Here is a 23,795-nt window from a genome sequence, read left to right as displayed (position 1 = left end):
ATTGTTGAAAACGGGTGCTGGCTTCGTCGATAAAATTGCCGAGGGAGAGGGCATGGAGTAGCTGACTGCAGATCATCCGCCTGCCTGCGGCGTTACAAGAAAACCACCTGCACTCTGAAATCGTTGCCCGGATTTATTTGGTTGAGATCGCTATAGATATAAATTGCTGGCTCATAGCTTGGAACAACTCCGTAAACTTTTTTGCCCCCGTTGATATCATATGTCTTGAACTGACCGGCAACGATGCTCGATGGGCGTAGAGCGGCGTTGTTAAACTCTATCTTGTTCATGTCTACGTTGATTGCATTGGCGATGTAACGTGACATCATGGAGCCGCGAAAGCGGGGTGGTATTTCATAGATTTTTTCAAAAACAAGAACGTCGCCATTGTACAGGCTTACCTTGGCGCGGTTGTCACGTGTGAGTGTGGTGACACCACCGTTTGCATCTGTTGCGGCAATGATCATTCCTATCTCATCAAAATGCTTGGCTTTATTGTCGATAATGGTAGTGGCTTTGTAGCCAAGCTTCACTCGGCCAAGAATGTTGTCAATATCTGCATCCATATAGCGGATAGCTATTAACCATGCAGCCAGTTCCGGGCGTACGTTGCATGTGTTTATCAATCTGTTTTTGTCTGATTCAAAACGGCCTGCCATGGATAAGCGGTGCAAGCCATCATCGTTAACGACGAACTTCAATGTGTTGAATACACTCTCCGTCAGGGTGCGCAAAAAGATTGAAATTTCTTTGCCGGAGAAGGGAGATGAGCCGGGAGCAATGGTGATACTGCTCTCATTGGCCGTCAGCATGTAGGCGAGTACTTCAGCGATCGGTTGACTTATGGACAGCTCATAAAATTTCGCCTCTATTTTTCTGCGGCTGACGGGGGACTTTAAACCCTCAGGGTGTTTGATGGCATGATATTTAAGCAGAAAGTGCACGATGTCCAACGCTGTGGGATTGTATCCGGTAGCAAAGTTTTTTGCAGACATGTACATGCCGAAATAATCTATCAGCTTCTCACCTTTTAAAGAACGCAGCTTATGATCATAAATCCCATTCTCAGAAGGGATGCCCAAGTTAAGAACCCCATATTGCAAATTCCCCGTCCATACCAGAGATGCCTTATCGATGATTGAGCCTGTAGCAAGGATCCGGTTCTGGTTACCTGTGGAAATCTTATAGGTGCAATTGCCCGCAGTGAGGGCGGTCAGTATTGCACCTAGGTTGTCCAGCACACCCTCCATTGTGGAATGTACCTTACGGCCCTTGCGGTCCTGGGGTGGCCCGGTATTAATTGACCATTCAAGTGACCAGCGGTCCGCGGCAATAGGGTCTTTAGCAGTGAGGGTCATGAAGTTTGAGGCAGTGTCGGCCAACTGCATGCTTCCGGAATCATCCAGAGCCTCAAATTGAGAAAAAGCAAGGCCATTTAACCACATGTCTTTTTTCTGCCATATATCCTTTATCAAGGGCCCGGCGATGATTGTAGTGTCTCGCTCATTAGCCGCTTGTTGTGCGGCGCGGTTGCGGTTCGATTCATCGATGCTTAAAGACGTGTCCACCCGAGACAAGGTGACTAAAACTCGAGATACCAATTTAGGTTCCGACCCCGTTATGTCGTACGTATTTTGATGGCCTTTAAGGACGTACGAAGCACCACTGTTCTGACCCATAGGGTTGTACGAATAGGTGGTTGAGGGGCGACGAGATCTACAAAATACAGCCGTTACTGTTTGCGGTGGTACGGGTAACTGCCGCAGTTCTGTAATGACACTCGAAAACAAAACGGGTTTAGACGATGGGTCAACGGTGAGATAGTCAGTCTTTTTGATATTAGGGGTATTCAGTAACAAGAGTTCCCGATTCAAGGCAATATTGGCCATAATGTCTTGAGGCTTTTCTTGAGGGAAATGGCTCAAGGAGTAATCCATAATTTCACCCGGTTTCGTTGAGCCCGTAGCGTCATACAAGAAAGTGTTATGGGTATGTGGAACGAGGGGTTTCAGCGCAGAATCGGACGCTTTATAAGGACTGAAAACAACCGTGCGCCCTCCATCGGAGACAATTGAGTGAGGGTTCATGCCACTTTGAACATTAAAAAATCCGGTGCCGCCAGTATTTTGAAGTGCCCTGTTATGTGGACTCAGAAACGCCAGGCTCATGTCTGTCGGAGCCTTCATGGTAGGGCTCCTGGGTGTGTACTCAGCGTGGCTGCTGACAGAAACTGCAACTCCCGGATCATTAACCACTGAATAAAGCGTTGTATTGTTATTCAACTGTGTCACGGCTATTTGGTATTCACGGTTATTAAACAGAAACTTTACAATTGTGGTCCGCGCAATTGAGTTCGATGAGAAGGGGGACTGTGCAGGATTTTTTGATGGTGAGGAAGGGGCAGTGCCGACTCGCAATGCCTCAGCTCTAAAATTATTCAAATTGACGGCCCCCGATTGTAAATCCAGTCCGCCCAGCTTCCCTTCTTGCATCGACCTGTAGAGTTGCTCAGCTGTTACGATAGTGTTTGCATGGGGTAAATCAGGGCTCAGCGTGCTCAGGCCAGAGGTGGCGAACTTTTCATTTCCGAGACTTAGCATTAGGTGGCTGGCGTAGGAGTCGCTCGAAGTTGCAGCCATAATATAGCCTTTTGGAACGGATTTTAATGCCTGTAAGCTCGTCAGTTTTTGCGGGTTATTCATTATTTTATCGAGGGTTATTCTACTGCCTTGAATGGATGGGTTCGCTAAATCGGCGGCTGCATTTTTGAACGCCTGCCCTTGCTCGTAAGCCAGATCGCCTGACAGTTCAAGCGTTCGGCTAACGTATTGCGCGCTTGATATATCTGTGTCGACAATTCGAGCAGCGGTAGCTGCCGCTTCTGTAAGCGATGGTGCATAAGGTGATCTATAACCCATTGGAAATCCTGCCTTGATCTCTAACGTTGGTGCGCCGGGTGCACTCCCTGCGCGGGTTAAACCAGCCGAACCAATGGCCCCGAATTGTTCTGCATTTATAATGCCTTTTTGATCTCCTAGTGCCGGGTCGATTATGCTGTTTTGCGCGCCGGCGAACCGCCCGTTGCCCAAGCACGTTACGATATGTACAGGTTGAAGTTCTGCGGCGGGCGCACCGGAGTTAGCCTGCATAAACACCACTAACTCACCTTTTTTGATACGCAAAAGCCCCTCTGCTGTATTTACAGTGCGGATGTCTGACAGCAGATTATCTATGCGTCCGGAATTCCCTAACCCTCTGTTATTGGAAGCCTCTATTAAACCTTCAGTCAGTTTTCGCGCCTGAGTGGCAGTGAGCACATCAGCGTCGCGCAGTACATCAATCGCATAGTCCCAGCGGGCATTGGAACTGGTGCTTGCATTAAGTGCTTGAGCCGCATCGCTCACGGCATTACTGCCATAAACGAGTTGACTCAAAGGTTGTGAGTTGCTGTTTGGATTCCAGTGGGTAAGGGTTTTGTACCATTGAGGCATAGTGAGCAGGACCCCATCCTCTATCACGTCACTGGGGGAAAATAAACCCGGCATGCTTCTGAATGAGTTTGTGGCACTGTCTGGCGCATTAAAGTCTTTATATTTTATTAACTTTCGGGTGGTGGCATTTGAGTATTTTTGCACCCAGTCAGCCTCTTTGAGAATCAGCGGGCCGTCGAGATCGGGCATACCTTTGTTGTGGAATTGAGCAGCCGATAGGTCGAAAACGTATCGTTCTCCATTTTTAGTTCCCAGCACGACGAAATGATTGCTGGGAATTATTTCCATCGCATTGTTCCAAATAAGTAAGCCTCTGTACTTGATATCCGTCATGCCAATGTCTGCTTGGCTGATTCGAGGGCCTACAATACTGAGCAAATTAGCGCATTTTCCGTCTGGTTGATCGATGCCATTGAGAATAGTATTGTTTTCTTTGAGCTTGGTGAGGTAGTGCTCTGTGCCCGCTTCAATATTGTTAATTTTGCCTACGGCTGAATGACGATAGGGTTCAAGGCGCAGAGGCGCAGCGGGCGTTGGCAGACCAGATTTTCCGGGTACTGGAGGTTTGATTTTTTTCGAAGTGGCTACCTTTATGATTTTTTGCACGGGAATTTTCGACAACCCGCCCGCCACCACTCCCGTCCCTAGTTCAAACGCGGCGTTGATAGCGGCGTTGATGGCAGTTTCTCTAAACTCTTCTTTTGTATCAGCGATTGCCAATTCGCCGAAGGGAACTGCTGCAAGCCCTGCCGCTATGAGGAATGTCATAGGGCCGGTAATAGGGTAGGTTAATACTCCGATCAATGGCGCAGCGATTTTTTCGAAGAATTCAAATGCACGGTGGGCGTATAATTCAGAATCTGATTTTAACCACGTGTCGATATTGCTATACAGACTGGACATGAGATGATCGAATGCAAGGTCAGCCACGCGATCGGCATTTTCCGTTTCTCTGGGGTTCACGCTAGTTATATAATTCCGGCCGGTATTTTTTTCTACATAATAATCTTCCTGGTGTTCATTTAGCCATGTATAAAATTTGTGATTTTGCTGGGCGGTATCAGGCCGTGTCTGCGAGGTTGAATGAGTAGGGGTACTATTGCCGGTGCTGTTTTCTGTGCTGTTTTCGGTACTATTGTCTAGGGTATCCAGCGCCCTAATTAAATCTCGAGAAGTGTCAAATTTCCAGACCGTTGGGTTGAAGATCGAATGAAGTTCAATACTTCTATTTGGGTGGACAATTTTATAGACGCCCGGCACGCCTACACTATTAAGTTGGATCGTATTGACCCGACTCCCCGCAGTCGCGTTAATTTTTTTAGAGATGAGTGGGCTAAAAACCAATCGCCAATCATCCTTTAATTGCTGGTTGTTGCGAAGTTTATCGACATCGGCCTCGAGCTTACGTTGCCAGTCTATTTCTCGTAGTGCCTTGATGAATTCTTTGGGGTATTTGCCTTCCGTATCGACTTGCATTGTATTGTAATCCCACATTCCGCTGTACTTAGCTTCAGGCGCCTTGCCCATCACTTGTTTAAGTGTGTATGTCTGGTTAACGATCAGCGCGGGATCGGGCCTGAAATCAGGGTTCACCAAAGAGTCGCTCATTAGCACGTCAGTTAGCACTTCGACGTTGCTTATAAAATATTTCGGTAGTGGATAGAATCTGACATTCACCGTGTCACTTAAATTAATGGGGCCCTGTTTTTTCAATGCAGGTGACTGTTGGGCCTTGATCTTATCAAGGCCTTGCTGCAATGCGGTGTCGATCGTTGGGATATTAATACGTTTGGAAGCATTTTCGGTTTCGAGTCCTCTCTCGAGGGACTTACGATACCGTGTGCACTCATTGATCAGCTTATTCAATAGCGTGTCATTGGCCATAAGGCCACTGGGCCACTCGACGGTGGAGGAATTGACTGATGCGCCCCAACGTAAGTGTTCCCCAGCGAGTATTCGTTTAAAGGGCATAGAGATGTGATTTATTTGAGAACCTTGTGTGAGGGCAACACTGAGAAGCGATTGAGGTGTTAATTGACTGAGCTGTGGGTGATCTTTAAGAGGGTTTTGGTATGTTTTTTGTGTCCACAATTCAGCGGCAAAGTCTTCGACCTCTTTGTCAAACAGCGCTTCACCGTTTAGGCTTTCGGCTTCAATGCGTTCGCTGTCGCCCTGTTTTTGATGAAGTGCGCTCAGTGTCTTTATGAGTTTTTCTATTTCTGATTGATAATCTTGCTGCCAATCAGGGGCGTTGGAAAGTAGATCGCGTTGTTGTTGATAGTGGACGATTCGTGCCTCGACGCTGGCAATGGCGCGATTAATAACGTCGCTTTCAGTGAACCCAATGGGTGTTCCATTGTTTTCGAATATAAGATCTTGCCAACTATATTGCGTAATTAATTCACTGTTATTTAATACGTCATCACCGGAGTACGTTTTGATTTTCTTGTCGTACGCTTCAATTTTCTGCGCTCTCAGTTGTTCCAGTCGTTCATTTAATTCCGCGATTGCCCGTTGGCCCGCGGTATAGTTATGGGCGAAGCCGGGTGCATTGAGCAATGCTTTCATGAGAGGGGTATAGTGCTGGGGCCAAATAACTTCCTCAGTTTCGTAAGGGTCAGCATACTCAGCGTTTGCGAACTTTTGCGTAAAGTAATCGTCGAGCGTCAATTTAGTTACCCGGACAGTACCTGTAGATTGCTCCATGGGGTTTTTCGGATGAGTTCTCACTGTCACTTCATCAGTCATGCTGGGCATCCTAACGGGAACGCCCGCGTGAGATTGGAAGCGCCCTATTTGTAGTTCTTGTGTTTTTGTCCAGTTTCCAGGAATGTAATGGGCTGTTCCCGAGCGCAGTTGTTGAGCCGCCGCAGTGTCCTCGTGCTCTGCCGAGAAAGTGTATGAGCCATTGGCCCCTAGTGTCGCCAGTTTGGTTTGGATATTTCCATTCAGAAAGTCTATCAATGGGGCTGAAGCTGTTCGTGATTGCCCCTGCGTGTTCTGATAGTTAAATACGATGTTGCTATAGGGCGCAAATCTACCCCACAGTTGATAGTCCTCTTCTGAATAATAGGATTTCATTTCAGCAAGCAAGTAGTAGGCGTATACTTCGCGATTAGTAAGCAGCTGTCCACTGCTGTCGGGAGTCAGTTGTGAAGTGAAGTCGCGCAGTGCGTTGAGTTGTAGCTTGACCTCGCCGAACCGTCCGTACAGGTAAGCCAGATCGTGTTGGGTTTTGCCTTCGGCTGTACGCGCTATTATTGTTTGGATAAGGAGCTGGGCCTCTTTCATCAGCGGCAGTACATTATCGATGCCGAGTGCTGGGTTCAGACCTTCTGGTGTGCTCCGGCGTACTCTGGCTGATGTCTTGAGTGAGTCGTTATAAGCTGCCGGGTCGGGTAAAGCGTTCTGAGCACTCTGCTGTTGGTATGCCTTGTGCGGTGGCCTTGGCATGTTAGATGCCATCTCGGGTGCTGCATTAGTTGTCGGTGGAACGGTGACATCATCGAAGCTTTCAAAGGTGGACAGGGTTTCAAGGAACTGAGTCAAATCGTCCGATAACGTGTGCGTGTTACCCGCATAAAAGTCCTCGCGAGCTTTAACTTCCAGTGCTTCAAGTCTATTAATTTTTTCGCGCACGGTGTTATCTGCAAGCGCGCTCTGAGTTTTCCATAGCGAGTAAGCACTGGCGCCAAACATCAAGCTGGCCATGGCCGTCAGTGCGCCTGTTTTCTTCCAGTGGGAACTTTTTTGTTTCAGTAAAACAGACGTCGGTTTATATGGACTCTCATTGAGACGCTGTTCTTCTGTCGCAATCGATTCTGAGTTTTCCACATTTTGAACGTTATTAGCCCCACCCATAAGGCTGTCCATTTCAACTTCCGTTTGGGGCGGCGTTTGATTGCCCTTGCGGAAATTTTTATAGGCAAAGTAAGTAAATAGAATGCCGCCTAAAAAGGTTGCTCCTGCTCCCGTTCCCCATAATTTTGGTGCGATGTTCTGCGTTGTAGTGCTGATTGGCTGTTGAGGATAACTATCGGGCAGTACGGCATAAAAAGTTGTCAGGTCTCGTAAATATGCTGGACGCTGGCGACCGGATATTTGCACCCCTGCAGGATTCAGGGCGGCTTGTATGCCGCTCATGACATCCACGCCTTGCAGGGTGTTCGTAAGGCTGTCAAAGCAATCAGCCATATAAGACGCCAAGCCTTGTAACTGAACGGCCCGGGTGAACATCGGGGTGAGGTCAAATCCGGGTTTCGACTGGATCTCTTCCACGATGGCGTTGCCCAGCAAGGCCGCCGGAATGTTCCCCAACCATTGCTCTGCCTTGGCCTCAATCTGTTCGCGTACCCAGATAACGTCCTTGTTGGTCTGTGCCTCGGGGAGGCTGTACAGGCGCATTAGCACGTTCGCCAGCCATTGCACGCGCTGGCCTTCTTTTATCGGCTCCAGATTGCCCAGCACCTTGTACAAAGGGGGCAACATGGGCAGCCAGATCACCGCTTTATCAAACGCCCAGGCGGCGTTGTCCCCGGCATATTCCTCGATCGCCTTGCGTATCAGTGCCAGGGTTGCTTCACCCAGGACTTCGTCGTCTGCTTTTGCTTTCCACACGGCGTGCAGCATGAGTAGCCGAGAAATACCCTTGGCGGCCCATAAGCCTATGTCGAGCAGCGTTTGCACATAGGTCGGCAGCAACTGGCCATGTTTAACCAGTACGGCGAGCAGATTTTCAATTGACCCCGTCACCTTGGGTAAAAACTCAGCCCATGAGTCATTGCCCCATGAGCGACAGACCTTGGACACTTCTGTGAACACCGTCTGTATGTGTTCGCCGGGTATGCCGCTGGCGGCGGCCAGCGCGAGAGCCAGTTGTGATTGTTGGTTTTGCGTATCACGCAACGCGGTGTCGCTGATCAGTGCAGGTAATTCAGCCCAGGCGGCCGTTTTGTAGTGCGCCCAAAAGGTGTCGTCCAGTACGGCGTAGAGCGCCCTGATAGCTTGGGCTTGCCATGCGAAACGGCTGGCAAACGAAGCCCCGAGGTCTTGGACCTGTGGCAGGAGCAATATTTCTCGAGAGCTTTCCAGGACGAAATCCGTCCAGGTTTTTTTCGGGTCGCTCAAGCCCAACAGCAGGTTGAACGCCGCTTCTTGACTGGCTGACCCCCTAAGTGCAGCGCGTACATTGCGCAGAGGCTCGGCCATCATTTGGCCGACGGCGCCGGCCTCGCTGCCCAGTCGGTCGATAAAAGGCTGGCTGGTGATGTGCTCCATGCTGAGCAGGGTGGTGCGCAGGCCAGTGGTGTCCTGCTCACCGCCGTCTTGGATGGCATGTTTGAGCAGGGAGTAGACTTTCAGCGAATCCCCCATAGCCGCAGGGGCGTATTGCTCGATCAGCCCCAGCATCTGTTCGTCGAGCAGCAGTGTGAGCAGCGCGGCAAACTTGGCTTGAGTGCCAGTGGCTTGATTGAATTGATCAAGAAGCCCGCGCAGGCGTTGAAGCTGTTCCCCCTTGTGTTTAATCGCGGTGAGCTGACGGCTCAGGGTTTCGTACAGCCTCTGCCCTTGCTCGACGATCTCTGTGACCCACGGGGGCAGGGCGCCGCTTTGCAGCAGGCTGTCGGCGAAAGCTTGAGGGGAGTCCCAGGACGCATTGCTCAAACGTTGTAACGTCTGGGCCCAGCCCAGAGCGCCGATTAACAGATCGCGGACAGGCGAAAGCGTGTCTTTTCCCGCCATCTGTTGGGCTGCCGGTAGATCAAGCAACGCCACCAGGTTGCTCAGGGTATCGATGCCACGTTTGATGACGCCCGAGCCTGGTTGTTGTAGCCCACTGAGAATGGTTTTGAGATGGCGGGCAACGTCGAGATAGGGCCTGATTGTGGCGCCGATGAACGAGCTGTTTTCGAGCACGTTGAGCAGGGCTGTGCATTTGGCGGTGAGAGATAGCTGCGGATCCAGCAACTGGCTGGAAAGGGCACGAGCGATTTGCAGGTTTGTGAGCTGATCTGCGTAGCGTTGTTCAAACGCTTTCCAGCACCAGTCGAGCAGGGTTTGACCGACGTGCTCCAGCATGGCCTGGATCATCGGCTGCCCTATCATCGCCACGGGTGCGGTCAGGTCAGATGAGGCTGTGTGGTTACGCGTTAGAAGATGTAAAGGTTCTGGGCCGCCCTGAATATTCTGCCTCGCTGAATCAGCCATTGGCGCAGTGACCGGCTGTGCGTGGCTGTCGACAGGTTTTTCGAGCGCAAGCTTTTCCATCGAAAACGACCTGATCAGTGGAGACTGAATGAATAGGTAGTTTTAAATGTAGGGTATTTCTCTTACTGAAGTGAGCTGTCTAGTACATATTTGAACAAATATGATCAGTGGTTTTTAAAGCGGGTGCTCGGAACATCATCAACGACTGATTGTTCACGCAAGTACTGAACCTGTTGGCCGGCGCAACACGAAGTTGAGACAGGTTCATGCAGGAATGAGGGGGAGCCTTCAGGTATCGCGCAGCAGGTCGTGACCGTCGAGCAGTTTCCAGGCGATCTCGGGGCGTTTCTCCAGCGCCCTGCGGATGGCTGCGGGGATGGCTTGACGGGTTTTACGGCACAGCCCCGGCTGTTCGGCCACGTTGATGGCGATGCCACGCATGGTGCGTACTTCATTGAAACCCGGCTCGATGACCACTTCTATGCCTAACTGATCGCGCATGCGTCGCTGCATGTGCTCCAGATCGCTGAGGCTTTGAATGTTTTCCAATCGGTCAATCAGCACTTTTTCAGCCCGGCGATCGAGGCTCAAAATGCGCAGGTCGGGGTCAGACGCGTCCGTCAGGCGCTCGCGTTCGCAGATGCAGGCTCCGGGCGGGCAAGGCTGGCGAATCGCAGGGGATGGGCTCATGGCCATGAGCATAGCGATAATTGCCGGATCATACAGGCCCTATTGTTGGGGACGCAGGTACGCCAATGTCCGATGAGCGTGTTCAAGCCTGTTAAGACTTTTATGTGCGTTTGCGCGAGCAAGCAGTACAATCGCGCCCTTTTAACGGGCATGCAGGCTAATCGCCACATGCTCAAGAGAACGCTCATGGTTTCTGCTTCTTACTCCCCCGCGCTGGTTTTCATCTCTCTTTGCGTTGCCATTCTGGCCTCTTACACTGCCTTGGATCTGACTGGCCGTATTGCCACTGCGCGTGGCCGCAGTGTGTACCTGTGGATCGGTGGCGGCGCACTGGCCATGGGTTTTGGCGTGTGGTCGATGCATTTTATCGGGATGCTTGCGCTGGAGTTACCGATCACGCTCGGCTACGACCTGGGGCTGACGCTTTGGTCATTACTGGTGGCGATTCTTTCCTCAGGCTTTGCCCTCTGGCTGGTCAGCCAGCCACGCTTGCCCGCGCTGCAGTTGTTATTGGGTGCCTTGATCATGGGCTCAGGCATCAGCGCCATGCACTACAGCGGCATGGCTGCGTTGCGCATGCAGCCGGGCATTGATTACGATCCAGCGTTATTTGGTCTGTCTCTGTTGATCGCGGTGGGCGCTTCGGCGGCTGCACTGTCGATCGCTTTTCGCCTGCGCAAACAGATGCCTTATGTCCGTCTGGCGCGAGCTGGGGCTTCGATCATTATGGGGCTGGCCATTGTTGGCATGCACTACACCGGCATGGCGGCGGCTAACTTTCCAGAGGGCAGTTTTTGTGGGGCTGCCCTCGACGGTTTAAGTGGCAAGGGGCTGGACACCCTGGTGTTGATCAGCAGTCTGGCAGTATTGGTCATTGCATTGCTGACCTCGATTTTTGATGCGCGGCTTGAGGCACGTACGGCGGTTTTGGCCACTTCCCTGAGCCAGGCTAATGAAGAATTGACCCAGTTGGCGCTGCACGACACGCTCACAGGGTTGCCCAATCGTATTCTGTTGGCCGACCGGATCAGCCAGGCGATGGCTGAAACCACTGAGCAAGGTGGTGTGTTCTCCTTGATGTTTATCGATCTTGACGGCTTCAAGCCGGTCAACGATGCCTTCGGCCATCATTTGGGCGATCGCCTGTTGCGCGAAGTCGCCTTGCGTTTACGTGAGCAACTGCGCAGTCAGGACACATTGGCGCGCATTGGCGGCGATGAGTTTGTGCTGCTGGTGCGCTTGAGTGAGCCCGACGATGCCCCGCGAGTGGCGGCACGCCAAGTCAGTTTGTTGTCAAAAGCGTTCCGGGTGGATGAGCATGATTTGCAGATTTCGGCGAGCGTGGGAATTGCCTTGTTTCCCGGCAATGGCTTGACCGCTGAAGAGTTGTTGATGAACGCCGACGCGGCCATGTATCACGCCAAGGGCGCGGGTAAAAATGGCTACAGCTTTTTCGATGTGTCGATGAACACCAATGCACGCAAGCAACTGCAACTGCTGCAAGACTTGCGTCAGGCGCTGGAGCACAAGCAGTTTCGCTTGCATTACCAACCCAAGTTTGACGCCGGCAGTGGCCAGCCCGTGGGCGCCGAAGCGTTATTGCGCTGGGAGCATCCACAGCAGGGGTTATTGCTGCCGGAGCACTTCATAGATTTGGCGGAAAAAACCGGACTGATCATTCCGATTGGCGAATGGGTGCTCAATGAAGCCTGCCGCCAGATGCGGCTTTGGTTCGATGAGGGATATACCCACTGGCGTATCGCGGTCAACCTGTCTGCCTTGCAGTTTTGCTATGCGGGGCTGGTGGACAGTGTGGTCTCGGCGTTGGAGCGTCACCAGCTACCGGCCAACAGCTTGACCCTGGAAATCACCGAAACCACGGCCATGAGTGATGCCGATGCGAGCATGACCGTGTTGCAACGGCTTTCGCAGATGGGGGTCGACCTGTCCATCGATGACTTTGGTACGGGCTACTCCAGTTTGATGTACCTCAAGCGCTTGCCGGCCAATGAGCTCAAGATTGACCGAGGCTTTGTGCGTGACCTGGAACATGACAGCGATGACGCGGCCATCGTCTCGGCGATTGTGGCGTTGGGCCAGGCGCTGGGGTTGCGGATCGTGGCTGAAGGCGTTGAAACCGACATGCAGCAAAGCTTTTTGACCACGCTGGGGTGTGATGCCTTGCAAGGGTTTTTGCTGGGCGAACCCCGGCCTGCCGAGCAATTCATGGTGGATATTCATCGTGCGGAACATACGTCCCACAGCAAATTAACGCCTTCCTGACAAATCAAAGCGTTCGCGGTTATTCTGGTGGCCACATTTGCACCGTTGATGAGGGAGCGCGTATTTATGGACAAAGTCATCGTGATCACCGGTGGCAGCCGTGGCATTGGCGCAGCCACCGCAGTGCTGGCGGCGCGGCAGGGCTACAAGATTTGCATCAACTATCTGGCTGACGATGCAGCAGCCCATGAAGTGCTGGCGCAGGTGCGTGGCTTGGGGGCCAAAGCCATCGCCATACGCGCCGATGTGAGCGACGAAGAAGACATCATCCGCCTGTTTCTTGAGGTCGATGAGCAGTTGGGCCCGGTCACTGCGCTGGTCAACAATGCGGGCACCGTGGGCCTTAAATCGCGGGTTGATGAACTGTCTGAACTGCGGGTCATGCACACCCTGAAAACCAACGTGCTGGGGCCGATACTGTGTGCCAAGCATGCGGTGTTACGGATGTCGCCCCGGTACGGCGGGCAAGGCGGCAATATTGTCAATGTCTCGTCGGTTGCTGCACGACTGGGATCGCCCGGCGAATACGTCGATTACGCGGCCTCCAAAGGTGCGCTGGATACCTTCACCCTGGGCTTGTCCAAAGAGTTGGCGGGAGAGGGGATTCGAGTCAATGCGGTGCGGCCGGGCTATATCTTTACCGACTTTCATGCGTTGAGTGGTGATCCGGGTCGCGTCAGCAAGCTCGAGCCGATTATCCCCATGGGCCGGGGCGGGCGCCCGGATGAAGTGGCCGAAGCGATTATCTGGCTACTGTCGGATAAAGCGTCTTACACCACGGGCACTTTTCTGGATCTGGGGGGCGGGCGCTAACACACCAGCGGGAGGTGAACTCGTCACTGACTGCGAGGGTTTTGCTCACGTTGGAGAGTGGGTGCTGCGAAGGCTCCTTTAACGCACGCGAGATTGCATTTTCTGTTGATAGGCTGATAATGCGACTTATTGCTATTTGAGTCTGATTATTATCGTGCCTATCACTCTGGAATCCGACACCGCGCTCACACGTCACGATTGCCCTCATGATGCGGGGTGGCGCGGCGGCCTGTCTGGCGAAGACTCCCGCTTGATGCGCGATGCGATTGAAGAGATCGACCGCGCACTTGCAGGCTTGCCTTTGCGGGTCAAACGTTCGTTTTTGCTCAACCGTCTGGAAGGGCTGACGCAGCAAGCCATTGCCGACCAATTAGGTGTTTCGTTGAGCACCGTCGAACGTGAGTTGCGCAGGGCTTTTGCGCAGTGTGTGTCGATGGGCAAAGCCAGACTTGATGCGACGACGCAGGCCGCCATTGATTGGCTGTTGCGACTGGAGTCCGGGCATGCCTGCCCTTCGCAGCGTCAGGTGTTCAAGGCCTGGTTAGTTGAAAACCCCGAGCATTTGGCTGCCTGGCAGCGGGTTGCCGGGGTGTTGAAGGCCCCGGTAGCGACGTTGCATGCCGTCGCGCTGCACCGTTCAGGGCAGCTCGAGGCCGCGCAGCAAGTACTGCTGGGCAGCCCCTGTACTTTTCACAAAAAAATGCTGCAAGGCGGTCTGTTTTTACTCTTGCTCGGCCTGTGATTCAGCGACGCAATTTCAACGCACTGGCCAGACTGATAGCCAATGGCAGGCGCGGCAGCAACGTGGCCTGGTAAGCGTGGTACAGATCAGGCTTGCCGGGCCAGATCGTTTCAGAAGGCAGGTTGTCGTGGTTCAGCTCGTGATGCCAACTGCCATACTGGCGGTCAATCATGTGCAGGTCGATGTAGTCCCAAAAGCGTTGGTACCAGACTTCGTATAGGGATTCACCCGTACGTTGCAATAGTGCTGCCGCGGCTACCGAGGCTTCGGCCAGCGTCCAGTGCAGGCGTTCGCGCACCACCGGGCGGTTGTCCCAGTCCAGGGTGTACACCACTCCGGGGTTGCCATCGACATTCCAGCCAAACTGGCACGCGCTGGCGAACAACTGGCGAGCATCGCCCAACAACCATTCAGGCACGGGCAGACCGCGCTGCAGGCGTGCTGCCTCAAGGTGCAGCAACAGGCGGGCCCATTCAAACGCATGACCCGGTGTTTTGCCGAAGGGCCGAAAACCGTCCGCGGGGTTGTCCCGGTTATAGTCGGGCAAAGGGTGCCAGTGTGCATCGAAATGCTCGACGGGCAAGTAGTCGGCGTTAGCGGCGTGCTGGTGAATCACCCGTTCGGCCATGCGCAGGGCGCGGTCCAGCCACAGGTCTTCGTCAAGCACATCGGCCAGAGCCAAAAACGTTTCGGTGCCATGCATATTGCTGTTGGCGCCGCGATATTCTTCGCAATCGCTCCAGTCGCGAGTAAAGCTTTCGCGCAAGGCGCCCTCGTGCTCGGCCCAGAAGCGGTTCTCAAGAATGGCCACCGCATCGCCCAGCAATTCAGCGGAGCCACCGCGTCCAGCCACCGCTGCGGAGCTGGCTGCCAAGGCAACAAAGGCATGCAGATAAGCGGCTTTGCGGGTGTTTCCGTCCTGCGCGTGAGGGCTGGCAAACCAGCCGTCGTGTTCGGGGTCACGCAGAGGACCGGCCAGTGCTGCCAGCCCATGGTCGATCAAGGGGGCGCAACCCGGCAGGCCTTGAATATGGGCCAGCGAGAAACTGTGGACCATGCGCGCGGTGGTGATGGTGTCGGCTGGGGCCGTGTCTGCGCGGCGGCCAAAGCGGTCGAGCTGGGCAAACCCGAGGGGCACGCGCGAGGCTTTGGCGAAGTCCAGCAGTGTCTGCCCCTGATCGTGCAGCCACTGTTGATGGGGCAAGGATGTCAGCCAGCTGTCGCTGGCCCGAGTAAGGTCGGTCATGGGCCACCTGTATTGTTTTTGTGCGATGTTCTGCGCACGCAGACTAAGGGATCAGCCGCAAAGCTGAAAGCTTTCATCTGTGTCAGATACGCTTAAATTTCGGCCCCCCAGCGCTGTGACCAATCGCTGTCGTGCTTGACCCTTTCGCGCAATAACACGATGGCCTGCTGCAAGGCGGGGCTGTCGCGTTCGCGTGAATACACCAGATAGGTCGGATAAGTGAATTCGGGGGCCTTTGGCACGCGCTCCAGAGCGCCGCTGGCCAGGTAGCTTTCAACCACCCGGGTACGAAAGTAACCGCTGCCGCCGTTATCCAGAATGTAGTGCAGCGCCACCGGCCCCAGATTGAAACTGATGGCGGCACGGGCTTTGTCGGGCAGGGCGGCATCGTGTTGCTGACGGAACTCGTCACCCCAGTCCACATAGACGTAGGGTTCAGGAAGATCGGGACGACGTATCTGGATCAGTTTTTCTTCCAGCAACTGCTCCACTTGTACACCCGGCCAGTACGCTGGCTGGTACACCAGCGCCGCGTCCAGCAGGCCCATTTCCACTTGGCGCAGTAACTGTTCGCAGTCGCGAATCTGCACGCGCAGGGCATGGGTTGGCAGGTGTTGGCGCACGGTTTTGGCCCAGTCCAGTATCAACGGGTTGCACAGGCTGACTTCACCGCCGATATGCAGCATCTGGTGCAAGCCTTCGGGGCGAGGTAAATCGCGCCGGGCTGCCTCCCAGGTTTGCAGCAATTGGTTGGCGTACACCACAAACGCTTCGCCGTCGGGGGTCAGTTTGGCGCCGGCGCGGTTACGCACGAACAGCGTCACCCCGAGCAGGCTTTCGAGCTTTTGCACCCGTGCAGTAACGGCCGTCTGGGTGACGTGAAGTTTTTCGGCCGCGCTGGCGAGGCTGCCGCTACGAACGATTTCGAGGAAAGTACGGGCCAGGTCGAGGTCCATGATCGCGCCATTGTGCAAAGAAGCCAGTGTAGTGGGATTTGGTTTGACTCACTAATACTCGGCTCTGATAGCCTTCAGGGACTTTTCTCGGATGTGTGCCGCCAATGGACTACTTTGCTGCCTTGAACGCTTTTGTCGAAGCGGCCCACGCCAATAATTTCTCCCGCGCCGCTGAAAAGCTGTCGATCAAAGCCTCGACGGTGTCGCGCTACATCAAAGACTTGGAGCAGGATCTGGGCATTGCCCTTTTCAACCGTTCAACGCGCACGCTGCATTTGACGGAAGGCGGTGAAACCTTCCTGCTTCACGCCCTGCGTGTGCTGGACGAGCTGGATCAAGCGCGACAGGCGACGTCCTCGCTCAATCAGCGCCCACGGGGTGTGCTCAAACTGACTGTGCCGCCCGCGTTTGCCCGGCATCACATTGTGCCGCTGCTGGGGGCTTTTGCGGCTCGGTATCCAGAGGTGCACCTGGAACTGACCCTGGACGAACACCACGTCAACCTCATCAGCACCGGTGTGGACCTGGCATTACGCATTGGCACCTTGCCCGACTCCAGCCTCAAGGCGCGCAAACTGGCCAGTGAGCACACGCTGGTGTGTGTCAGTGCCGCCTATGCGCAACAGCATCCCGCCCCCGATACCCCGCAAGCATTGGGGCCGGTAGTGCTCAATGGCAATCTGCCCAACGAGGTTTTTTTTGTCGCGCACCAAGGCCTTGCCCCAGCCATGCAGCGAGTCGCAATCAACGGCCCGCTGCGTATCAATGAGCTGGATGCGCAGTTACTGGCCGTTGAACAGGGCTTGGGCGTTGCGCTGTTGCCGGACTGGTTGGTGACCGAAAAGCTGGCGCGAGGCGAGTTGGTCAACTGGCTGCCTGATTGGCGGGTGCAGGCGACACAGGTGCCTGCGGCGCTGTGGCTGGTATATCCGCCCAAGCGCACTGTGTCGTCCAAAGTGCGCTGTTTTATCGACTTTATGGTGGAGCAGGTGGGCAGCCCGGCGTTTTGGCAGCGTTAGCTGAAGCGGATATCCAGTGCGCGCAGATAGGTTTGCAAGCCCGCATCCTGAATCGGGATCAAGAACGCTTCACTGTCGGATTCATTGAAATGCGCATGCCAGTAACCCGGCGGGGTGACAAAGGCTAACCCCGGTGCCCAGTCCACGCGGGTCGGGTTGCGAATCTGGCCATTTTCATCAATCTCGCTGCCGACCAGTGTGTAGCAGCCCGCAGGGCAGTCGATGATGAAGTCCAGGGCGATGGATTGATGGCGATGGGGTTTTTGCACCGAGCCTGCGGGCAAGATGCCGTACATGGCCCAGAGCACATGCGTCACGGTTCGCGTCTGCGGGAAGTGCCGGTTGCCCAGCAGGATGCTGACACGGCTGCGATCTTGCGCGCGGGGATCATCGGCGGCTTCGCGCAGTTTGGCGTTGGCTTTCTGTGCGGGGTACAAGGTCGCGCTAAAGGATTGCCGGGTGGGTGCCACGCCCAAGTAGCGCAACAACGGCTCGTCATGCACGTAATAGAAGCGGGCATCTGCGCTGGCCGTGAGTTGCACCGACTCCATACCCGGCAGGGCGATAAAGCAGCCTTTTTCCCATTCAAACGAACAGCTGCCTTGCCCCAGCGAGCCTTGGCCTGCGATCACGTACAGCACTTGTGAGGTGGCAGTGGGGGTCAGGCATAGGGTGTCACCGGCATTGAGGCGGATAAAACTGGCCAGTAACCCTGGCCCGGTCGCCGGGCCTTCGCAACCGAGTGCTTCGCTCAAATCCAGCGGCACCACACGGCTGGGGCCAGAGTCATACAAAGAAGACGGAAAGTTCTGGTAAGGAATACGGGAAATCAATCCCGCACTGATGGGGTTGGCTGCCTTGCTGTACTCAAAGTACTCGGCGTCCCGTTCGGCATTTATGACATCGATGTTTTGCAGCGGCGCAGTCAGGCTGTTCATCAGGATTTCTTCTTGTGGGTGATCTGAAGGCCACTATACGAAGCGCTGTTGCTGAGGTTAAAGCCTGAACGGGAACAGCAGTTATGCGCAAAAGGGCGTTCATTGATGGCCCAGCGGTTGAACTCCTGCGCCCGTGAGCCGGTCAGCAGTCAAGGCCCTCCCACAAAACAGGCACTGGCAATCATGCACATATCTCTTGCTCAACAGGTCGCTCTAGTCACTGGCGCAAGCTCCGGACTGGGAGCCGCCAGTGCCCGCGCACTGGCTGGCGCAGGTGCTGCGGTGGTGCTCAATTACCATTCACAGGCAGCCCCCGCCCAAGCGTTGGCCGATGAGATCAATCAGTCTGGAGGCAGGGCAATCGCGTTGCCCGGTGACGTCTCCAAAGAGGCGGATGTCGAGCAACTGTTTGCCCAGACCCTGGATGCGTTCGGCTACCTCGACATCCTGGTGGCCAACTCCGGCTGGCAAAAAGATGCGGCGGTGGTCGATATGACGCTGGAGCAATGGAATGCGGTGATCGGGGTCAATCTCACCGGCCAGTTCCTGTGTGCACGTTCCGCGTTGCGGATCTTCAATCGCCAGGGCATTCGCCCCGGCGTGTCCTGTGCGGCGGGCAAGATTATTCACATGAGCTCGGTTCACCAGCTGATTCCCTGGGCCGGGCACGTTAACTACGCGGCCTCCAAGGGCGGCGTCGAGATGCTGATGCGCAGCCTCGCGCAGGAGGTCAGCCATCAGAAAATCCGCATCAATGGCATCGCGCCGGGAGCCATTCGCACCGCGATCAACCGTGAAGTCACTCAGGGCGCTGCTGAGCAAGCATTGTTGAAACTGATTCCTTATGGTCGTGTCGGCGAGGCTGACGATGTGGCCAACGCTGTGGTGTGGCTGGCCAGCGACGTTTCTGACTATGTCGTCGGCAGTACGCTGTTTATTGACGGCGGTATGAGCCTTTATCCGGAGTTCCGTGGCAATGGTTAAACTTTCTGAGCAATCGCAAAGCGCTATTGAAGCCCACGGCATCATTGGTGACATGCGCACCGCTGCGTTGGTCAATGATCGGGGCAGCGTGGATTTTTTCTGCTGGCCCGAGTTCGACAGTCCTTCCATTTTCTGCTCACTGCTGGACACCCCCCAGGCCGGTATTTTTCAGTTGGCACCGCAGTTGCCGGATGCTCGCCGCGAACAGATGTACCTGCCTGACAGCAATGTCCTGCAAACCCGCTGGTTGGCGCAGGAAGCGGTGGTCGAAGTGACGGACCTGTTACCCGTTAGTGACCATGAGGATGAGTTGCCCCTGTTGATGCGCCGGGTGCGCGTTATCAGCGGCAGCGCGACTTTTGACCTGCGCTGTGCCGTGCGTCATGACTATGCACGGGCTGGTACTCAAGCCATTGTGGACGGTGCCGATGTGTGTTTTCAGGCACAGGGCCAGCCGACCCTGCGACTGGCCTCCACCCAGCCCTTGAACATTGAGGCTCAAGCAGCCTGTAGCCGCTTTACCTTGAAAGAAGGCGAAAGCGCGGAGTTTGTACTGGGCGCGGGCGACGATCCACGGGTCAAAGTCGGCGAGGGTGATTTGGCCTTGCAGCGCACCCTGCATTACTGGCGCCGCTGGATAGCGCAATCGACTTATCGAGGCCGCTGGCGAGAAATGATCAATCGCTCGGCGCTGGCCCTCAAGTTGCTCACCTCTCGTGATACCGGCGCGATTATCGCCGCGGCTACCTTTGGTTTGCCGGAAACCCCCGGCGGCGAGCGTAATTGGGATTATCGCTACACCTGGATTCGCGACGCGTCCTTTACAGTGTACGCCTTTATGCGTCTGGGGTTTGTCGAGGAGGCCAACGGGTTTATGCGCTGGTTGCGCGGTCGAGTAGGGGAGTGCTGCGCTGAACCGCTCAAACTCAAGATCATGTACGGCATTGATGGGCGCACCGACTTGGCCGAAACCACCCTGGGTCATTTATCTGGCCACGGCGGGTCGGTGCCGGTGCGCATCGGCAATGGTGCCGTTGAGCAAGTGCAGCTGGATATTTACGGCGAGTTGCTGGACGCGGTGTACCTGACCAATAAATACGGAGAGGCGATCAGTCACGAGGGTTGGCAGCATGTGACCCAAATCGTGAATCACGTCTGCGACACCTGGAATCAGGCCGATGTCGGTATTTGGGAGATGCGCGGTGAGAAACATCACTTTCTGCATTCCCGGTTGATGTGCTGGGTAGCACTCGACCGGGCTATTCGTCTGGCGTCAAAGCGCTCACTGCCCGCACCATTCGCGCAGTGGAACGACACCCGCCAAGCAATTCACAGCGATATATGGGCTAATTTCTTTAACGCCGAGCGCGGTCATTTTGTTCAGTACAAAGGCGGCACGGCACTGGACGGCTCAATGTTGTTGATGCCATTAGTGCGTTTTATCGGCGCCACAGACCCTGCGTGGCTGGCCACGCTGGCCGCCATAGAAAAAACCCTGGTGCGTGACGGCATGGTCTATCGCTACCGCAACGAGGACAGTGGCATGGATGGCCTGCAAGGCACAGAAGGGGCCTTTGCCGCCTGTTCATTCTGGTACGTGGAATGTCTGGCCCGGGCCGGGCAGGTTGAAAAGGCGCATCTGGAATTCGAGCAGTTACTGCGCTATGCCAACCCGCTGGGGTTGTACGCCGAGGAGTTCGACAGTCACGCCCGTCATTTAGGCAATACGCCTCAGGCCTTGACTCATTTGGCGTTGATCAGCGCGGCGAGTTTTCTGGACCGAAAGCTGGATCACCAAAAGACTCAGTGGCAACCCTGAAATGCAAAAGCCCCGGATCATTGAGCCGGGGCTTTTGTGTTGAACACTTATCCGTTTAGAACGTGTACTTGGTGGTCAGCATCAGACTGCGAGGCGCGCCGTAGTACGTGGTGTTGAAGTTGCCCAGACCTGACAGGTACTTCTTGTCGAAGACGTTGTCGGCATTCAGGTTGAAGGTCAGGTGTTCATTGTATTCGTACCGGGTCATCAGGTTGACCAGCGCGTAGCTGTGTTGCTCGATGATGTCGTAATCGCCCTTGGGATCGTTGTAGATCTGGCCGTAGAACGGACTTTGCCAGTTCACACCACCGCCCACGGTGACTTTGTTCAGCACGCCCGGCAGACGGTAGGTGGTGAACAGTTTGGCGACGTTTTCCGGTTTGGTGGTTTGCAGCGGGTAGCCATACACCCGTTCGCCATCATCGGAACGGGTCTGGGCGTAGGTGTAACCGGCAATTACGTTCCAGTCGCGCATTATTTCGCCGGTCAGCTCAAACTCGATGCCCTTGGTGGTAGCACCATCCAGGGACTCATAGATGCCCTCGTTGGTATTCGGGTTGGTGCCGACCTGAATCGGCAGTTTTTTCTGTTCAGTGCGGAACGCTGCAACGCTGGCATTCAGGCGGCCATCGAAGTACTCGGCCTTCAAGCCCAATTCGTAGCTGTTGCCTTCTGTAGGTGCCAGCGTGGTGCCGGAAATGCTGCGGTCAGTGACTGGTTTGTAGATCGAGGTGTAGCTGGCGTAGGCCGAGTAAGTGTCGTTGATGTCATACACCACACCCGCATACGGTGTGACACGACCGTGCTGTTTGGAGGTGGTTTTGTTATCGCTGAACGTGCTCGATTGCACGTAGTACTTGTAGGTGCTGTTGTACTGGAAGTCGCTGACGCGGGTGCCCAGAATCAGCGACAAATCGTCGGTAGGCTTGAAGCGCGCAGCCATGTAGGCACTGTTCTGGTTCTGGTTGGTTTCGTATTTGCCGTTTTTCGGGAAGTCCGGCTCCGGGTAATGGCCGTTCCAGTCAAAGATGCTCCCGGGCACCATTTCGAACAGGCTACCGTCGAAGGTTGCGCCGGTTTGGCGGGAGTCTTGCGAGGTAACGCCCACGACCAGTTCATGCTCGCGGCCGAACAGCGTGAACGGGCCGCTGGCATTGATATCGGCAGTGGTTTGCACGCGATGGCCTTCCCACTTGCCCCAGTAGAAGAACATGCCGTCACCGGTGACTGGATTGGGCGTGCCGCCACTGGCTGAGCCCAATTGGGTGTCATGGTCGTTGGTTTGCTGGTTCAGCGTGCCTTTGATTTTCCAGTCATTGGCAAAGCGGTGCTCAAGGGAGGCAAACGTGGTTTGCGCCTGAACATCGCGACGGCTCCAGTCGGTAGCCGGGTTGAACGAGCGGCTGAAGTCAGTTTTGCTGTAGTCCGAGAAGTAGTACGGGTTACCGGTCCAGGACGAGCCGCGGGGCTTGATGTTCTGGTAATCCATGCCAAACGTCAGGGTCGTGTCCGGGGTCAGGTCGGCCTCGATGATGCCGTAGAACACGTCATTCTTTCGGGAGTAGTGGTCGATATACGAATCAGCATCCTGATACACCCCGACCAGTCGTCCACGCACGCTGCCATCGTCATTCAACGACCCGGAAATATCGCCTTCGGTGCGGTAGTTGTCCCACGAGCCAACGCTTCCGGTAATTGACGCCTTGAATTCTCGGGTCGGTTTTTTACGGATCATGTTAACGGTCGCCGAAGGTTCGCCGGAACCGGACAGCAGGCCGGTGGCCCCTTTGACGATATCAACGCGGTCATACAAGGCCATGTCGACCTTGGTGGCGCCTTCATCAAACACGCCGTCATACATCGAGTTGACGCCGTCGTATTGGTAATTGGTGATGGCATAGCCACGGGCCGAATATTCCATGCGGTCACTGTCATAGGCCTGGGTGGAAATACCCGGCGCATTGCGCAGTACGTCGCCAATGCTTTGAGCACCCTGATCGTCCATGTTCTGACGGGTGACCACCGTAACGGTCTGGGGTGTTTCGCGAATCGACAACGGTAGCTTGGTGGAGCTGCTGGTGGCCCCCGTTGTGTATGAACCGGTGTCTTCCGTGGTCAGCGAGGTGCCCAGCCCTTGGCCGGAAACGGTGGTGGCTCCCAGCTCAAGGCCCTGGCCCTGAGGCGCGTTCAGAATCACCGTGTCGCCATTGAGCTGATACGAAATGCCGCTGCCTTGCAGCAGGGTTTCCAGTGCCTTGACCGGCTCCAGCGAGCCCGAAACGGTACGCGACTTGATTCCCTGCACCTGATCCGGGCTATACAGCACTTGCAGATTGGCTTGTTTGCCAAACTCATTCAACGCGCTGGCCAACGATTGCGCTGGAATGTTCAAGGCAACCGGAGCCGCCTGGGCCATTGAAGACCCCAATAATACCGAGGCAACCAAAGCACTGGACAGCAAGGTTTGGCGAACCGTCTGGCGTTGGGTGGCAATCGAAAGGGGGGTCCGGCTCAAGTGTGGTCGTTGCATTGCGTGCCTAGGCTCCAAAGGGGGAATTATTATTTGTTAATGGGAATAGTTATTAGACGCAGCGCGATTAAGAAACC

General features: G+C 54.8%; 12 protein-coding genes. 6 read left to right on the top strand and 6 right to left on the bottom strand.

The genetic code is table 11. The features are described from left to right. Nucleotides 1-92: 92 nt before the first annotated feature. The gene (locus FJD38_RS16510) at nucleotides 93-9,758 is read right to left on the bottom strand and encodes a putative adhesin (protein WP_146386329.1); all 9,666 of its coding nucleotides are present in this window, start codon (nucleotides 9,756-9,758) and stop codon (nucleotides 93-95) included. 228 nt (nucleotides 9,759-9,986) lie between these two features. Next, nucleotides 9,987-10,388 carry a hypothetical protein gene (locus tag FJD38_RS16505; protein WP_122782367.1) on the bottom strand — a complete coding sequence of 134 codons (402 nt, stop codon included), beginning with the start codon at nucleotides 10,386-10,388 and terminating at the stop codon, nucleotides 9,987-9,989. Between the two features lie 186 nt (nucleotides 10,389-10,574). On the opposite strand from FJD38_RS16505, the gene FJD38_RS16500 reads away from it, so the two are divergent. From FJD38_RS16500 to FJD38_RS25060, 3 genes are all read left to right on the top strand, one after another. Continuing rightward, the gene (locus FJD38_RS16500) at nucleotides 10,575-12,671 is read left to right on the top strand and encodes a putative bifunctional diguanylate cyclase/phosphodiesterase (protein ID WP_146386327.1); all 2,097 of its coding nucleotides are present in this window, start codon (nucleotides 10,575-10,577) and stop codon (nucleotides 12,669-12,671) included. A 66-nt stretch (nucleotides 12,672-12,737) separates the two neighbouring features. Further along, nucleotides 12,738-13,484 (top strand): SDR family oxidoreductase, encoded by a 747-nt coding sequence (locus FJD38_RS16495; RefSeq protein WP_122782311.1) that lies wholly within the window; start codon nucleotides 12,738-12,740, stop codon nucleotides 13,482-13,484. A 154-nt stretch (nucleotides 13,485-13,638) separates the two neighbouring features. Beyond that, nucleotides 13,639-14,226, top strand: a complete 588-nt coding sequence (locus FJD38_RS25060) for a sigma factor-like helix-turn-helix DNA-binding protein (protein WP_341874138.1) — start codon at nucleotides 13,639-13,641, stop codon at nucleotides 14,224-14,226. Nucleotide 14,227: 1 nt separating this feature from the next. Here the strand turns inward: FJD38_RS25060 and FJD38_RS16480 are convergent, their stop codons facing one another. Then, a complete protein-coding gene (locus FJD38_RS16480; RefSeq protein WP_146386325.1) occupies nucleotides 14,228-15,472 on the bottom strand; it encodes a D-mannose isomerase in 1,245 nt (414 codons plus the stop codon). A 92-nt stretch (nucleotides 15,473-15,564) separates the two neighbouring features. After that, on the bottom strand, nucleotides 15,565-16,428 hold the full coding sequence (locus FJD38_RS16475) for a LysR family transcriptional regulator (RefSeq protein ID WP_122782313.1): 864 nt from the start codon (nucleotides 16,426-16,428) through the stop codon (nucleotides 15,565-15,567). Between the two features lie 104 nt (nucleotides 16,429-16,532). On the opposite strand from FJD38_RS16475, the gene FJD38_RS16470 reads away from it, so the two are divergent. Further along, entirely contained in the window at nucleotides 16,533-17,447 is a 915-nt protein-coding gene (locus FJD38_RS16470; protein ID WP_146386323.1) for a LysR family transcriptional regulator, read from the top strand. Here the strand turns inward: FJD38_RS16470 and FJD38_RS16465 are convergent. Next, nucleotides 17,444-18,385, bottom strand: a complete 942-nt coding sequence (locus tag FJD38_RS16465; protein WP_146386321.1) for a cupin domain-containing protein — start codon at nucleotides 18,383-18,385, stop codon at nucleotides 17,444-17,446. The genes FJD38_RS16470 and FJD38_RS16465 overlap by 4 nt on opposite strands. Nucleotides 18,386-18,568: 183 nt before the next feature. On the opposite strand from FJD38_RS16465, the gene FJD38_RS16460 reads away from it, so the two are divergent. Beyond that, nucleotides 18,569-19,369, top strand: a complete 801-nt coding sequence (locus tag FJD38_RS16460; protein ID WP_122782369.1) for a glucose 1-dehydrogenase — start codon at nucleotides 18,569-18,571, stop codon at nucleotides 19,367-19,369. After that, nucleotides 19,362-21,188, top strand: coding sequence for a glycoside hydrolase family 15 protein (locus tag FJD38_RS16455; protein ID WP_146386319.1), 1,827 nt, complete (start codon nucleotides 19,362-19,364; stop codon nucleotides 21,186-21,188). Before FJD38_RS16460 ends, FJD38_RS16455 begins: the two co-directional genes overlap by 8 nt. A 55-nt stretch (nucleotides 21,189-21,243) precedes the next feature. Here FJD38_RS16455 and FJD38_RS16450 read toward each other — a convergent pair whose 3' ends face one another. Continuing rightward, nucleotides 21,244-23,718, bottom strand: coding sequence for a TonB-dependent siderophore receptor (locus tag FJD38_RS16450; RefSeq protein ID WP_146386317.1), 2,475 nt, complete (start codon nucleotides 23,716-23,718; stop codon nucleotides 21,244-21,246). Nucleotides 23,719-23,795 lie beyond the last annotated feature (77 nt).

Origin of the sequence: Pseudomonas saxonica (assembly GCF_007858365.1) — a bacterium.
GTDB lineage: Bacteria > Pseudomonadota > Gammaproteobacteria > Pseudomonadales > Pseudomonadaceae > Aquipseudomonas > Aquipseudomonas saxonica.
The sequence above is the reverse complement of the archived record's forward strand: the minus strand, read 5'-3'. Positions and strand labels throughout refer to the sequence as shown.

What these genes read in the sequence shown, in the direction of transcription:
- FJD38_RS16500 (WP_146386327.1), top strand. Translation starts at nt 10,575, where the DNA reads ATGGTTTCTGCTTCTTACTCCCCCGCGCTGGTTTTCATCTCTCTTTGC.
- FJD38_RS16465 (WP_146386321.1), bottom strand. Translation starts at nt 18,385, where the DNA reads ATGAACAGCCTGACTGCGCCGCTGCAAAACATCGATGTCATAAATGCC.
- FJD38_RS16480 (WP_146386325.1), bottom strand. Translation starts at nt 15,472, where the DNA reads ATGACCGACCTTACTCGGGCCAGCGACAGCTGGCTGACATCCTTGCCC.
- FJD38_RS16460 (WP_122782369.1), top strand. Translation starts at nt 18,569, where the DNA reads ATGCACATATCTCTTGCTCAACAGGTCGCTCTAGTCACTGGCGCAAGC.
- FJD38_RS16475 (WP_122782313.1), bottom strand. Translation starts at nt 16,428, where the DNA reads ATGGACCTCGACCTGGCCCGTACTTTCCTCGAAATCGTTCGTAGCGGC.
- FJD38_RS16470 (WP_146386323.1), top strand. Translation starts at nt 16,533, where the DNA reads ATGGACTACTTTGCTGCCTTGAACGCTTTTGTCGAAGCGGCCCACGCC.
- FJD38_RS16505 (WP_122782367.1), bottom strand. Translation starts at nt 10,388, where the DNA reads ATGAGCCCATCCCCTGCGATTCGCCAGCCTTGCCCGCCCGGAGCCTGC.
- FJD38_RS16495 (WP_122782311.1), top strand. Translation starts at nt 12,738, where the DNA reads ATGGACAAAGTCATCGTGATCACCGGTGGCAGCCGTGGCATTGGCGCA.
- FJD38_RS16510 (WP_146386329.1), bottom strand. Translation starts at nt 9,758, where the DNA reads ATGGAAAAGCTTGCGCTCGAAAAACCTGTCGACAGCCACGCACAGCCG.
- FJD38_RS16455 (WP_146386319.1), top strand. Translation starts at nt 19,362, where the DNA reads ATGGTTAAACTTTCTGAGCAATCGCAAAGCGCTATTGAAGCCCACGGC.
- FJD38_RS16450 (WP_146386317.1), bottom strand. Translation starts at nt 23,718, where the DNA reads ATGCAACGACCACACTTGAGCCGGACCCCCCTTTCGATTGCCACCCAA.